General features: G+C 64.6%; 13 protein-coding genes. 8 read left to right on the forward strand and 5 right to left on the reverse strand.

Annotated features, from left to right (window positions below):
• The first annotated feature begins 54 nt into the window (after positions 1 to 54).
• The 6 genes from IB255_RS03475 to IB255_RS03500 all read left to right on the forward strand — a co-directional run bounded on the left by IB255_RS03475 (position 55) and on the right by IB255_RS03500 (position 5,459).
• Complete coding sequence (locus IB255_RS03475) at positions 55 to 1,176, forward strand: branched-chain amino acid ABC transporter substrate-binding protein (RefSeq protein WP_081515893.1); 1,122 nt, start codon at positions 55 to 57, stop codon at positions 1,174 to 1,176.
• Positions 1,177 to 1,292: 116 nt separating this feature from the next.
• Positions 1,293 to 2,216, forward strand: a complete 924-nt coding sequence (gene livH / locus IB255_RS03480) for a high-affinity branched-chain amino acid ABC transporter permease LivH (RefSeq protein WP_081515895.1) — start codon at positions 1,293 to 1,295, stop codon at positions 2,214 to 2,216.
• Complete coding sequence (locus tag IB255_RS03485; RefSeq protein ID WP_081515897.1) at positions 2,213 to 3,469, forward strand: high-affinity branched-chain amino acid ABC transporter permease LivM; 1,257 nt, start codon at positions 2,213 to 2,215, stop codon at positions 3,467 to 3,469. Before livH ends, IB255_RS03485 begins: the two co-directional genes overlap by 4 nt.
• Positions 3,466 to 4,233: a high-affinity branched-chain amino acid ABC transporter ATP-binding protein LivG gene (gene livG / locus IB255_RS03490; protein WP_081515899.1), complete on the forward strand. Its 768-nt coding sequence runs from the start codon at positions 3,466 to 3,468 to the stop codon at positions 4,231 to 4,233. Before IB255_RS03485 ends, livG begins: the two co-directional genes overlap by 4 nt.
• A 3-nt stretch (positions 4,234 to 4,236) precedes the next feature.
• Complete coding sequence (locus tag IB255_RS03495) at positions 4,237 to 4,938, forward strand: ABC transporter ATP-binding protein (RefSeq protein WP_045210454.1); 702 nt, start codon at positions 4,237 to 4,239, stop codon at positions 4,936 to 4,938.
• Positions 4,939 to 5,126: 188 nt separating this feature from the next.
• Complete coding sequence (locus tag IB255_RS03500; RefSeq protein ID WP_081515901.1) at positions 5,127 to 5,459, forward strand: hypothetical protein; 333 nt, start codon at positions 5,127 to 5,129, stop codon at positions 5,457 to 5,459.
• A 52-nt stretch (positions 5,460 to 5,511) separates the two neighbouring features.
• Here the strand turns inward: IB255_RS03500 and IB255_RS03505 are convergent, their stop codons facing one another.
• From IB255_RS03505 to xerD, 5 genes are all read right to left on the reverse strand, one after another.
• Complete coding sequence (locus IB255_RS03505; protein ID WP_081515903.1) at positions 5,512 to 5,793, reverse strand: DUF3509 domain-containing protein; 282 nt, start codon at positions 5,791 to 5,793, stop codon at positions 5,512 to 5,514.
• Positions 5,794 to 5,974: 181 nt separating this feature from the next.
• A complete protein-coding gene (gene thrC / locus IB255_RS03510; RefSeq protein ID WP_081515905.1) occupies positions 5,975 to 7,384 on the reverse strand; it encodes a threonine synthase in 1,410 nt (469 codons plus the stop codon).
• 90 nt (positions 7,385 to 7,474) lie between these two features.
• Positions 7,475 to 8,779 (reverse strand): homoserine dehydrogenase, encoded by a 1,305-nt coding sequence (locus tag IB255_RS03515; RefSeq protein WP_024766890.1) that lies wholly within the window; start codon positions 8,777 to 8,779, stop codon positions 7,475 to 7,477.
• A 174-nt stretch (positions 8,780 to 8,953) separates the two neighbouring features.
• Positions 8,954 to 9,682, reverse strand: a complete 729-nt coding sequence (locus IB255_RS03520) for a disulfide isomerase DsbC N-terminal domain-containing protein (protein ID WP_081515907.1) — start codon at positions 9,680 to 9,682, stop codon at positions 8,954 to 8,956.
• A gap of 224 nt (positions 9,683 to 9,906) precedes the next feature.
• Positions 9,907 to 10,803: a site-specific tyrosine recombinase XerD gene (gene xerD, locus IB255_RS03525; RefSeq protein ID WP_081515909.1), complete on the reverse strand. Its 897-nt coding sequence runs from the start codon at positions 10,801 to 10,803 to the stop codon at positions 9,907 to 9,909.
• Positions 10,804 to 10,892: 89 nt separating this feature from the next.
• Here xerD and IB255_RS03530 point away from each other — a divergent pair, with 89 nt between their 5' ends.
• A complete protein-coding gene (locus IB255_RS03530) occupies positions 10,893 to 12,737 on the forward strand; it encodes a cation:proton antiporter (protein ID WP_192209806.1) in 1,845 nt (614 codons plus the stop codon).
• Positions 12,738 to 12,835: 98 nt separating this feature from the next.
• Positions 12,836 to 13,513 carry a hypothetical protein gene (locus tag IB255_RS03535; RefSeq protein ID WP_081515911.1) on the forward strand — a complete coding sequence of 226 codons (678 nt, stop codon included), beginning with the start codon at positions 12,836 to 12,838 and terminating at the stop codon, positions 13,511 to 13,513.
• Positions 13,514 to 13,540 lie beyond the last annotated feature (27 nt).

Genomic DNA, 13,540 nt, shown 5'->3' on the forward strand with positions numbered 1-13,540 from the left:
GAGCCGCTGGCGACCAGGACTACAAAAACGAAAACACAAGAAGAGTGGAGCATTATGAAAAAGGGTACTCAGCGTCTTTCCCAGCTGTTCACCGCCATGGCCCTGGCCGGCGTTGCCAGCTTCTCCATGGCCGCCGACACCATCAAGATTGCTCTGGCCGGCCCGGTGACCGGCGCAGTCGCCCAGTATGGGGAGATGCAGTTCATTGGCGCGAAGATGGCCATTGAGCAGATCAACAAGGCCGGCGGCGTCGACGGCAAGCAACTCGAAGGCGTGGTCTACGACGACGCTTGCGATCCGAAACAAGCCGTGGCCGTTGCCAACAAGATCGTCAACGATGGCGTCAAGTTCGTCGTTGGCCACCTGTGCTCCAGCTCCACTCAACCGGCTTCGGACATCTACGAAGACGAAGGCGTGATGATGATCACCGCCGCTTCCACCAGCCCGGACATCACTTCCCGTGGCTACAAGCTGATCTTCCGCACCATCGGTCTGGACAGCCTGCAGGGCCCGACCGCCGGCAAGTTCATCGCCGAGCACATCAAGCCCAAGACCGTGGCCGTGATCCACGACAAGCAGCAGTACGGCGAAGGCATCGCCACTGCCGTGAAGAAGACCCTGGAAGACGCTGGCATCAAGGTCGCCCTGTTCGAAGGCATCAACGCCGGCGACAAGGACTTCTCCGCGATGATCGCCAAGCTCAAGCAGGCCAAGGTCGACTTCGTCTACTACGGCGGCTACCACCCGGAGCTGGGCCTGATCCTGCGCCAGGCTTCCGAGAAAGGCCTGAAAGTCGGCTTCATGGGCCCGGAAGGCGTGGGTAACAAAGAGATCTCCGCCATCGCCGGCCCGGCTTCCGAAGGCCTCTACGTGACCCTGCCGAAGTCCTTCGACCAGGATCCGAAGAACCAGGCCCTGGTTGACGCCTTCAAGGCCAAGAACGAAGACCCGAGCGGTCCGTTCGTGTTCCCGGCCTACGCCGCCGTCCAGGTCATCGCCGAAGGCATCAAGAAAGCCGGCAGCGAAGACACCGACAAGGTGGCAGCCGCTCTGCGCGCCAACACCTTCGCGACTCCCACCGGTGACCTGGGCTTCGACGAGAAGGGCGACCTGAAGAACTTCAACTTCGTGGTCTACCAGTGGCACAAGGACGGCACCAAGACCGAAGCCAAGTAAGCCACCCGCCGCCACACAAAGCCCACTGCCCACGCAGTGGGCTTTGTTTATCCGAGTATTCCGGGGGTCCGTCGCGCCACAAGCGCCGCTTCACGCGACGCCCGAGGAGTTAGGTAATGCCTGAGCTCTATCACTACCTGCAACAGCTGATCAACGGCCTCACCGTCGGCAGCACCTATGCCCTGATCGCCATCGGCTACACCATGGTCTACGGCATCATCGGCATGATCAACTTCGCCCATGGCGAGGTGTACATGATTGGCTCGTACGTAGCCTTCATCGTGATCACGGGGCTGGCCATGATGGGGATCGTTAGTCTCCCTGTCGTTATCATCTGCACCTTCGCCGCGGCGATCATCGTCACCAGCGCCTACGGCTACACCATCGAACGGATCGCCTATCGGCCCCTGCGTGGAAGCAACCGGCTGATTCCGCTGATCTCCGCGATCGGCATGTCGATCTTCCTGCAGAACGAGGTTCTGCTGGCCCAGGATTCCAAGGACAAGGCAATCCCCAACCTGCTGCCGGGCAACTTCATCATCGGCGCGGACGAGATGACCGGCGTGACCATCTCGTACATGCAGGTGCTGATCTTCATCGTCACCCTGCTGACCATGTACGGCCTGTCCATGTTCATTTCCCGCTCCCGCCTGGGGCGCGCCTGTCGTGCCTGCGCGGAAGACCTGAAGATGGCCAACCTGCTGGGCATCAACACCAACAACATCATCGCCCTGACCTTCGTCATCGGCGCCACCCTGGCCGCCGTGGCCGCGGTGCTGCTGGGCCTGCAGTATGGCGTGATCAACCCGCATATCGGCTTCCTCGCCGGCATCAAGGCGTTCACCGCCGCGGTGCTGGGTGGCATTGGCAGCATTCCGGGCGCCATGCTCGGCGGCCTGGTGCTGGGCGTTGCCGAAGCCTTTGGCGCCGACGTGTTCGGTGACCAGTACAAGGACGTGGTGGCGTTCACCCTGTTGGTGCTCGTGCTGCTCTTCCGCCCCACTGGCCTGCTCGGTCGCCCGGAGGTGGAAAAGGTATGAGCCAGAAACTCAAGACCGCCTTCTTCAGCGCCCTGCTGGTGATGGCCGTCGCCTATCCGGTGCTGGGCATCAAGCTCAGCGTGATCGGCATCGGCCTGCAGCTGGAGAACGTCAGCCCTGCCCGCCTGTGGACCATCGCCGCCTGCGCCGTGCTGATGTTCGTCTGGCAACTGGTGCGTGATCGCTTCGCCTTCGGCGGCAGCGTGAAACAGGCGCTGTCGCACCCGCACACCAAGCTGGCCGAACGTCTGACCCACGCCTCCGTGCAACGCAAGATCATCATGGTGCTGATTCTCGTCGCCCTAGCCTGGCCGTTCTTCGGCTCGCGCGGCGCGGTGGACATCGCCACCCTGATCCTGATCTACGTTCTGCTGGGCCTGGGCCTGAACATCGTCGTGGGCCTGGCCGGCCTGCTCGACCTCGGCTACGTCGGCTTCTACGCCGTGGGCGCCTACAGCTACGCGCTGCTGTCGCACTACTACGGCCTGGGCTTCTGGGTGTGCCTGCCGATCGCCGGCCTGATGGCCGCGTTCTTCGGCTTCATCCTCGGCTTCCCGGTGTTGAGGTTGCGCGGTGACTACCTCGCGATCGTGACCCTGGGCTTCGGCGAGATCATCCGCATCCTGCTGCGCAACATGACCTGGCTCACCGGCGGCCCCAACGGCATCAGCAACATCGAGAAGCCGACGCTGTTCGGCCTCACTTTCGAGCGCCGCGCCCCCGAGGGAATGCAGACCTTCCACGAGTTCTTCGGCATCGCCTACAACTCGAACTACAAGGTCGTGTTCCTCTACCTGGTCGCGCTGCTGCTGGTGCTGCTGGTCCTGTTCGTGATCAACCGTCTGCTGCGCATGCCTCTGGGCCGCGCCTGGGAAGCCCTGCGCGAAGACGAGATCGCCTGCCGCGCGCTGGGTCTGAACCCGACGCTGATCAAGCTCTCCGCCTTCACCCTCGGCGCCTGCTTCGCCGGTTTCGCCGGCAGCTTCTTCGCCGCGCGCCAGGGCCTGGTCACACCGGAGTCGTTCACCTTCATCGAATCGGCCATCATCCTCGCCATCGTGGTGCTGGGTGGCATGGGTTCCCAGCTCGGCGTCATCCTGGCCGCCGTGGTGATGATCTTGCTGCCCGAACTGATGCGTGAGTTCAGCGAGTACCGCATGCTGATGTTCGGCGCCCTCATGGTGCTGATGATGATCTGGCGTCCGCAGGGGCTTCTGCCCATGCAGCGCCCGCACCTGGAGTTGCGAAAATGAGCCGACCGATTCTTGAAGTAGCCGGCCTCACCATGCGCTTCGGCGGGCTGCTGGCCGTCAACAACGTCGCCCTGAAGGTCCAGGAGAAACAGGTGATCTCGATGATCGGCCCCAACGGCGCCGGCAAGACCACCGTGTTCAACTGCCTGACCGGCTTCTACGCGCCCACCGGCGGCGAAATCCTGCTGCGCGGCGAGCCCATCCAGGGCCTGCCGGGTCACAAGATCGCCCACAAGGGCGTGGTGCGGACCTTCCAGAACGTACGTCTGTTCAAGGAGATGACCGCGGTGGAGAACCTGCTGGTGGCGCAACACCGGCACATCAACACCAACTTCCTCGCCGGCCTGCTCAAGACCCCGGCCTTCCGTCGCGCGGAAGCCGAGGCCCTGGACTACGCCTCCCACTGGCTGGAAATCGTCAACCTCAAGGACATCGCCAACCGTCCGGCGGGCACCCTCGCCTACGGCCAGCAGCGCCGCCTGGAGATCGCCCGCTGCATGATGACCCGTCCGCAGCTGCTGATGCTGGACGAGCCGGCGGCCGGCCTGAACCCGCGGGAAACCGAGGACCTCAAGGCGCTGATCGCCATGCTGCGCTCCGAGCACGGCGTCACTGTCCTGCTCATCGAGCACGACATGAAGCTGGTGATGAGCATTTCCGACCACATCTACGTGATCAACCAGGGTACCCCGCTGGCGGACGGCACCCCGGAGGAAATCCGCGGCAACCCGGATGTGATCAAAGCCTATCTGGGGGAGTCCTGAGTCATGCTGAAGTTCGACAAGGTTTCCACCTTCTACGGCAAGATCCAGGCGCTGCACGACGTCAGCATGGAAGTCCAGCAGGGTGAGATCGTCACCCTGATCGGCGCCAACGGCGCCGGCAAGTCGACCCTGCTGATGACCCTGTGCGGCTCGCCGCGCGCCTCCTCCGGCAGCATCACCTACATGGGCGAAGAGCTGGTCGGCAAGGAGTCCTCCGTGATCATGCGCAAGAGCATCGCCGTCGTGCCCGAAGGCCGTCGCGTGTTCGCCCGCCTGACCGTGGAAGAGAACCTCGCCATGGGCGGCTTCTTCACCAGCAAGGGTGACTACCAGGAGCAGATGGACAAGGTCCTGGGTCTCTTCCCGCGGCTGAAGGAGCGTTTCAACCAGCGCGGCGGCACCATGTCCGGCGGCGAACAGCAGATGCTCGCCATCGGCCGTGCGCTGATGAGCAAGCCCAAGCTGCTGCTGCTCGACGAGCCGTCGCTGGGCCTGGCGCCGATCATCATCCAGCAGATCTTCGACATCGTCGAACAGCTGCGCCAGGAAGGCGTGACCGTCTTCCTCGTCGAGCAGAACGCCAACCAGGCGCTCAAGCTCGCCGACCGCGGCTATGTGCTGGAGAACGGTCGCATCGTCATGCAGGACACCGGCGCCAACCTGCTGGTGAACCCCAAGGTGCGCGACGCGTACCTCGGCGGCTGATCCTTCCCGCTGCGATGAGAAACGGCCCTTCGGGGCCGTTTTTTATTGGCGAGCGATCCGCACCGTTCTTGTAGGAGCGAGCTTGCTCCTACAGCGGCTCCGCCATTTCTGCCGCATCTCCCGCTGCATCCGACAGACAATCGATCAGGGCTCACCAAGCATCTGCGGATACAACCAGGAGAGCTGCCATGAACGCTGACCATCTCGCCGACACCCTCGCTGTGCTGCGCAAGCTCGCCCAGGGCATCGACCCGCGCCACAACTCCCCCCTGGCCGTCGACGATCCCTGCCAGACACCGGAAGTGATCCGCGCCCTGTTCCACGCCATCCACGCACTGGAAACGCCTGCCCCGAAGCCGCGCGCCCTGCCCCAGCAGGCCGGCAAACCCTGGCAGGCGGAAGAGGAGGCAGTGCTGCTGCAGCGCTTCGAGGCCGGGGAGACCGTGGCCGCCATCGCCCGTGAACATGGCCGCACCACGGGCGGCATCCGCTCACGCCTGAAGTACCTGGGCAAGTTATAGGCCCGGAAACGAAAACGCCGCCCATTGGGCGGCGCTTTCGTTGCAAGGTCGATCAGGTGCCGTAGCTCAGCACCTGCGCACGCTGGCGTAACTGGGAAACGACATCGTCCTCCATGCGGCCTTCGGAGATCAGCAGGTCGCGGCGAATGGTCTGCACCGCCTCTTCGCTCTGCTCATGGTCGGCCAGGTGCTGGCCTTCGATGACACGCCGCAGAATTACGTCTCCATCGTCGTTGGTGAGGGTCAGAATACGGCCGCCATCGGGGCGTGCCGGGCCCAGGGAGGGAGCGTAGGGAGCGAAGGTCTCGGTCAGCAGGGCGCTCAGCCGGTCCATGTCGTATCTCCTTGTTGCGAAATGAAAAACACGCAGAAAAAGACCGCACGATCGGCGATAAAGTTCGCCGTTGTCAGTACCGTTGGTCATGACGGCATGTTTCGCGAATGCTCCAAAGGCCGATTCGCGGCCATGAAAAAGCCCGCCAGGAGGCGGGCTTCTTCGAACGGCGATCCGCGCTTTAGAGCGGTTTGCCGCGGTTGCCGTGGGCGCTGACGAAGGCCTGGACCTTGGCCAGTTCGTTCGGCAGCACGGTGCAACGTTCTTCACGCTGGAACAGGTCGGTCAGGTGCGCCGGCAGTGCCGGAACAGCCTCGATGCCGGCCTTCTCCACGGCTTCCGGGAACTTGACCGGATGCGCGGTACCCAGGGTGACCATGGGCACGGCCAGGCTGCGACGGCACTCGCGAGCGGCACGTACGCCGATGGCGGTGTGCGGGTCCAGCAGCTCGCCGGACTCGGCGAAGACCTGGGCGATGGTCTCGCAGGTTTCCTCGTCGCTCACCGCCAGCGAATCGAACAGGCGCCGCGCTTCGGTCCAGCGGTCATCCTCGACGGCCAGCTTGCCGGTGGCCTTGAAGTTGTCCATCAGCTCGGCGACAGCCTTGCCGTTGCGGCCGTGCAGGTCGAACAGCAGGCGCTCGAAGTTGGACGAGACCATGATGTCCATGGACGGCGACAGCGACGCGTGCAGGGTGTCCTTGTCGTAGCGGTTGCCGGACATGAAGCGGTGCAGGATGTCGTTGCGGTTGGTCGCGACGATCAGCTGGCTGACCGGCAGGCCCATGTTGCGCGCCAGGTAGCCGGCGAAGATGTCGCCGAAGTTGCCGGTGGGCACCGAGAAGGCCACGGAGCGGGCCGGTGCGCCGAGCTGCAGGGCAGCGTGGAAGTAGTAGACGATCTGGGCCATGATCCGCGCCCAGTTGATCGAGTTCACCGCCACCAGACGGGTGCCTTTCAGGAAGCCCTGGTCGGCGAAGCTGGCCTTGACCATCTCCTGGCAGTCGTCGAAGTTGCCTTCGATGGCGATGTTGTGGATGTTCTCGCCGAGGATGGTAGTCATCTGACGGCGCTGCACCTCGGACACACGGTTGTGCGGGTGCATGATGAAGATGTCGACGTTCTCGCAGGCCTTGCAGCCTTCGATGGCCGCCGAGCCGGTGTCGCCGGAGGTGGCGCCCATGATCACCACGCGCTCGCCGCGCTTGGTCAGCACGTGGTCGAGCAGGCGGCCGAGCAGTTGCAGGGCGAAGTCCTTGAAGGCCAGGGTCGGGCCGTGGAACAGCTCCAGCACCCACTCGTTGCCGTTGAGCTGGCGCAGCGGCGCCACGGCGTTGTGGGCGAAGACACCGTAAGTCTCTTCGAGGATCTTCTTGAAGTCGGCGTCGGAGATGCTGCCGGCAACGAACGGGCGCATCACGCGGAAGGCCAGTTCGTGGTACGGCAGGCCGGCCCAGGAGGCGATCTCTTCGACGGTGAAGCGCGGCAGGTTTTCCGGCACGTAGAGGCCGCCATCGCTGGCGAGGCCGGCGAGCAGGACGTCTTCGAAGTTCAGCGCGGGCGCCTGGCCGCGGGTACTGATGTAGCGCATGTTCAAAACCTTCGGTTTTGGCTTCAGGCCTCGGGCCTCAGGCTTCTGGCTGTTTCGCCTGCCGCCTGCCGCCCATGGCCTGCAGCCCGATTAATTCAGTTGTTCGACGCGGATGCGTACGACATTGCCGACGACGTCATCCAGCGCTTCCAGCGCGGCGATGGCTTCGATGATGCGGGACTCGAGCACGCGGTGGGTAACCAGGATCATCGGCACCAGACCGTCATGCTCTTCGACTTCCATCTGCATGATCGATTCGATGTTGATGCCGCGCTCGGAGAGGATGGTCGCCACCTGGGCCAGTACGCCCGGATGGTCCTTGGCCTGGATGCGCAGGTAATAGGCGCTTTCGCAGGCGTCGATCGGCAGGATCGGGTGGTCGGAGAGCGAGTCCGGCTGGAAGGCCAGGTGCGGCACGCGGTTCTCCGGGTCGGCGGTCATGGCGCGAACCACGTCCACCAGGTCGGCGACCACCGAGGAAGCGGTGGGCTCCATGCCGGCGCCAGCGCCGTAGAACAGCGTGGAACCCGCGGCATCGCCGTTGACCATGACCGCGTTCATCACGCCGTTCACGTTGGCGATCAGGCGGTCGGCCGGAATCAGGGTCGGGTGTACGCGCAGCTCGATACCCTTGTCGGTACGGCGGGCGACGCCCAGGTGCTTGATGCGATAGCCCAGGGCCTCGGCGTAGTTCACGTCGGCGGTGGTCAGCTGAGTGATGCCTTCGGTGTAGGCCTTGTCGAACTGCAGCGGAATGCCGAAGGCGATGGACGCCAGGATGGTCAGCTTGTGCGCGGCATCGATGCCTTCGACGTCGAAGGTCGGGTCGGCTTCGGCGTAGCCCAGCGCCTGGGCTTCCTTGAGCACGTCGGCGAAGGCGCGGCCCTTCTCACGCATTTCGGTGAGGATGAAGTTGCCGGTGCCGTTGATGATGCCGGCCAGCCAGTTGATGCGGTTGGCGGCCAGGCCCTCGCGGATCGCCTTGATCACCGGGATGCCGCCGGCCACCGCGGCCTCGAAGGCGACGATGACGCCCTTTTCGCGGGCCTTGGCGAAGATTTCGTTGCCGTGCACGGCGATCAGCGCCTTGTTGGCGGTGACCACGTGCTTGCCGTTCTCGATGGCCTTGAGCACCAGCTCATGGGCCAGGGTGTAGCCACCGATCAGCTCGATGACCACGTCGATTTCCGGGTTGTTCGCCACGTCGAAGATGTCGGCAGTAATGGGGGTACTGCCGGTTTCACACTTCGGATTGGGGCGACGGGCGGCAATCTGCGCAACCTCGATACCACGCCCGGCACGGCGGGCAATCTCCTCGGCGTTGCGTTTGAGTACATTGAAGGTACCGCCACCGACGGTCCCCAACCCACAGATTCCCACTTTCACCGGTTTCACGCTGAAACTCCCCATGATTACAGCATCGGGGTGCCTGAGACGCCGATGCCCGCAACGAGGCGGGCATGGGAGCAGGCACCATGTCAGAACAGGCGGACTGCCTGTTCCCTAGTCAAAAGGAACCGAACATTACGAAGCGGTTCCGCATTAGTCAATCAGTGCGCAAGCCGCGGCTTACTTGGCTTCCAGAGCCAGCTTGGCGATCTGGCCGGCCGGCTGGTAGCCCGGCAGCAGGGTGCCATCGGCGAGGATGATCGCCGGGGTGCCCTGCACACCGACCATCTGACCCAGGGCGAACTGCGCGTCCACCGGGTTTTCGCACTTGGCGGCCTTCACTTCCTTCTCGTGGAACATGTCGCTCATGGCCGCCTGACGGTCCTTGGAGCACCACACGGCCTGGAGCTGGGCATCACCCGGCGAGTTCGGGCCCTGGCGCGGGAAGGCCAGGTAGCGCACTTCGATGCCGCGCTTCTGCAGTTCCGGCACTTCGGCGTGCAGCTTCTGGCAGTACGGGCAGGTGGTGTCGGTGAAGACGGTGATGTGCGCCTTGGTTTCGCCCTTGGCCGGGAACACCACCATGTCCTTGGCGGCGATGGCGTTGATGGTCTTGGCCACACCCGCGCTCTCGGCCTTCTCGGTCAGGTTGGTCGGCTTGCCGTCCTTCACCTGGTAGATGTTGCCCTGTACGACGAACTGGCCGTCGGCGCTGGCATAGAGAATGCGACCGCCCTTGAGCTGCACCTGGTAGATGCCTTCCAGGGGGCCCTTGGAGATGTTCTCGATGGGCAGGTCAGGCTGCAGGGACTGCAGGGTGGTGCGGATCGCCTGGTCCGGCTCGGCCGCCAGAGCGAGGGTGCTGACGAGGCCAAAAGCCGCGGCAGTCAGAAGTCGGGACAAACGCATGGAAAGCTCCTGATGTCAGTCGGCGAAGACTATCACACCGGACCGACAAGACCGAGCCAAAGGCTGTAGCGGGAAGCTTCGGCGGGAGTAGCGGTTAAGGCCTGGTCCGCAAAGATCGAACAAGGTGTAGACATCCCTGTCGAGACGACCTGCCCAGGTTCAGCCCCGGCCCGGCCATCCATGGCCGGTCGTTCGCGGGGCAACGCATGCGTTGCCAGCGCCACTCACCCACGCGGGTGGTGCTGGGCATGCAGGTCCTGCAGACGGGCACGGGCAATGTGCGTGTAGATCTGCGTGGTGGAGAGGTCGCTGTGCCCCAGCAGCATCTGCACCACACGCAGGTCGGCGCCGTGATTGAGCAGATGGGTGGCGAAGGCGTGGCGCAGGGTGTGCGGCGACAGGCTCTTGCCGATACCGGCCACCTTCGCGTGGAGCTTGATGCGGTGCCAGAAAGTCTGGCGGGTCATCTGCTCGCCGCGCAGGCTGGGGAACAGCACGTCGCTCGGCCGCCCGGCCAGCAGGTCGCCACGGGCCTCGCGCACGTAGCGTTCGATCCAGCGGATCGCCTCCTCGCCCAGCGGCACCAGGCGCTCCTTGCTGCCCTTGCCGAGCACGCGTACCACGCCCTGACGCAGGTTCACCTGCTCCAGGGTCAGGCCGACCAGCTCGCTCACGCGCAGGCCGCAGGCGTAGAGCACCTCCAGCATGGTGCGGTCACGCAGGCCGAGCGGATCGTCGGTCTCGGGCGCCGCGAGCAAGGCTTCCACATCCGATTCCGACAGCGACTTGGGTAGCGGCTTGCCCAGTTGCGGCAACTCCACCAGCAGCGTCGGGTCTTCGGCGATCAGGCCCTCGCGCAGGCAATAGCGGTAGAAACCGCGCAGCCCGGACAGGAAACGCGCCGTGGAACGGGCCTTGTAGCCCTCGCCCAGACGCCAGGCCAGGTGATCGAGGATCACGTCGCGCCCGGCGGACTCCAGTGCAACGCCGTGCTCGCCGAGCCAGCCATTGAACAGCGCAAGGTCGCTGCCATAGGCACTGCGGGTGTTGTCGGACAGGCCCTTCTCCAGCCAGAGGGCATCGAGGAAGCGATCGATCAGCAAATGTGAAACCGGGGTCATTTCAGGCCATAGCAAAGGAAAATGTGGCGCGGGTAGTCTTTCATATCCCGTATTGCCCTCACCACTCTTGCGCAGGATGTCGTCGCTCCATGGATGAACACAGCACCTACTACGCCCTCGCCGGTATCGGCGCCGCCTCCCTCGCCAGCCAGTGGCTGGCCTGGCGACTTCGCCTGCCGGCGATCCTGTTCCTGCTGCTGACCGGCATCCTGGTGGGGCCAGTCCTTCACCTGCTATCGCCGGAGATGCTGTTCGGCCCACTGCTGTTTCCGCTGGTGTCGCTGGCGGTCGCCCTCGTGCTGTTCGAGGGCAGCCTGACTCTGCACCTGGACGAGTGGAAGGAAATCGGCACGGTGGTGCGGCGCATGGTCACCGTCGGCGCCCTGCTCACCTGGGGCGTGATCGCCCTGGCGACCCACTATCTGCTGGACTTCACCTGGGAGATGGCGCTGCTGTTCGGCACCCTCACCCTGGTCACAGGTCCGACAGTGATCGTACCCATGCTGCGCGTGGTGCGTCCCAACGCCACCATTGCCAACATCCTGCGCTGGGAAGGCATCGTCATCGACCCCATCGGCGCCCTGCTCGCGGTGGTGGTCTACACCTTCATCGCCGCCAGTGACAGTGGCTCGGGCTGGACCGACAGCCTGCTGACCTTCTTCAGCGTGATCGGCACCGGCATCGTTGCCGGCCTGCTGGGCGGCCAGACACTGGGCGTGGCGCTGCGCCGCCACTGGCTGCCGGATTACCTGCACAACCTGGCGTCGCTGTCCGTGGTGCTGGGCCTGTTCGTGCTCTCCAACACGCTGATGTCCGAATCCGGGCTGCTGGCGGTGACCGTCATGGGCCTGCGCCTGGCCAACATGAAGGGCGTCGACGTCCGGCAGATCCTGCACTTCAAGGAGAACCTCAGCGTGCTGCTGATCTCCGGCCTCTTCGTGCTGCTCGCCGCGCGACTGGACCTCTCGGCACTGCTGGGGCTGGGTCCGATCGCCCTGCTGGTACTGGCGCTGATCCAGTTCGTCGCCCGACCGCTGAACGTACTGGTTTCCACCGCAGGCTCATCACTCAACTGGCGCGAGCGCGCACTGCTCAGTTGGATAGCCCCGCGCGGCATCGTCGCAGCGGCAGTCTCGGCGATCTTCGCGATTCGTTTGCAGGAAGCCGGCCACGCCCAGGCCGGCGTGCTGGTGCCGCTGACCTTCCTGGTGATCATCGGCACGGTGATCCTGCAAAGCGCCACCGCCCGCCCCCTGGCGCGCCTGCTGAAGGTGGCCGAGCCGGTGCCTACCGGGTTCCTCATCATCGGCGCCAACCCCGTGGCCCGCGCAGTCGGTACCGGCCTGCAGAATGCCGGGGTGAAGGTGCTGCTCACCGACTCCAGCTGGGAGAACACCCGCGCGGCACGCATGGAGCACCTGCCGACCTACTTCGGCAACCCCGCCTCGCAGCACGCGGAGGCCCATCTCGACCTGATCGGCCTGGGCCACCTGCTGGCGCTGTCGCCCAACGCCGAACTGAACGCGCTGATGTGCATGAGCTTCCGCCACGAGTTCAGCCCCCGCCACCGCTTCATCCTGCCCTCCAGCCAGGACAGCCGTCGCAGCGAGAAGCACCGGGTCAGCGACCGCCATCGCGGTCATCCGCTGGGCCAGAGCCTCGTCACCTACCCGCAGATGGCCGGGCTGATCGCCCGCGGCGCGGAAGTCCGCTCGACGCTGCTCAGCGACAACTTCGGCTGGGACGAATACCAGGCGCAACATGGCCAGCGTGCCCTGCTGTTGTTCGCCCGTGACCCCAGTGGCCGGCTGCACATAGCCAGCCCCGAGCAACCGCTTGCCCCTGCCAGTGGCTGGACGGTGATCGCGCTGATCGAAGAAGAGGCGGAGACCGCCGTGAGTAGGAACGACACCGTGCAGGCGCTGACAACCTGACGACCGGCCATGTCAGCCTATCTTTAGGCTGGTGACAGAATGTGTCCGAAAGACAATGATTGCACCTAGCCATCATAGCGCCCCACGAAGCCCATGCCATGCCTAGCCAACAGAACTCCCGTCTCGGTCAGATCCTTGTCACCAAGGGCCTGATCACCTCCCATCAGCTGGATAAGGCCATCCAGCTCCAGCTCACCAACGGACTGCGCCTGGGCGAAACCCTGATCCAGCAGGGCTGGATCAGCGAGCGCCAGCTCGGCCGCGCGCTGAAGAAGCAGAACAACCTGCGCCTGGCGGCGACATTGGTCGCCGCCCTGCTCAGCCCGTTCCAGCTGGCCAGCGCCGACGTGCAGCGCCAGGCGCCGACGAGCATCACCCGCCACGAAGCCCCCAAGGGCCTCAAGCCGCTGAGCGACCGCGAGATGAGCGACGTCAGCGCCCAGGGCTTCGACGACACCCTGCAGAGCCTGCTGGTCAGCGCCGAGAGCGGCGATGGCGTCGGCGCCATCAAGCAGCTGTCGCGCCTGGTGATGCCGGTGGTCGACAGCCTCGATGCCGAGACCTCGCTGCATGACGTGCAGTACGACACCGCGCACGCTTCCTCGTCCCTGAACCCGGATGGCTCGATCAACGTGCGCCTGCCCAGCTCCATCGGCGAGGTACGCTTCGACAACATCCGCGTCGCCGGCGCACCCAAGACCCAGAGCATGGGCAGCCTGAGCCTGCAGAACATCGACCTGTCCCAGGCCTCGCTGAAGATCAGCCTGCGTCACTGAAGGCAAGCCATCACGCAAGAAGGTGCC

Origin of the sequence: Pseudomonas sp. PDM22, assembly GCF_014851965.1 — a bacterium.
Taxonomy (GTDB): Bacteria; Pseudomonadota; Gammaproteobacteria; order Pseudomonadales; family Pseudomonadaceae; genus Pseudomonas.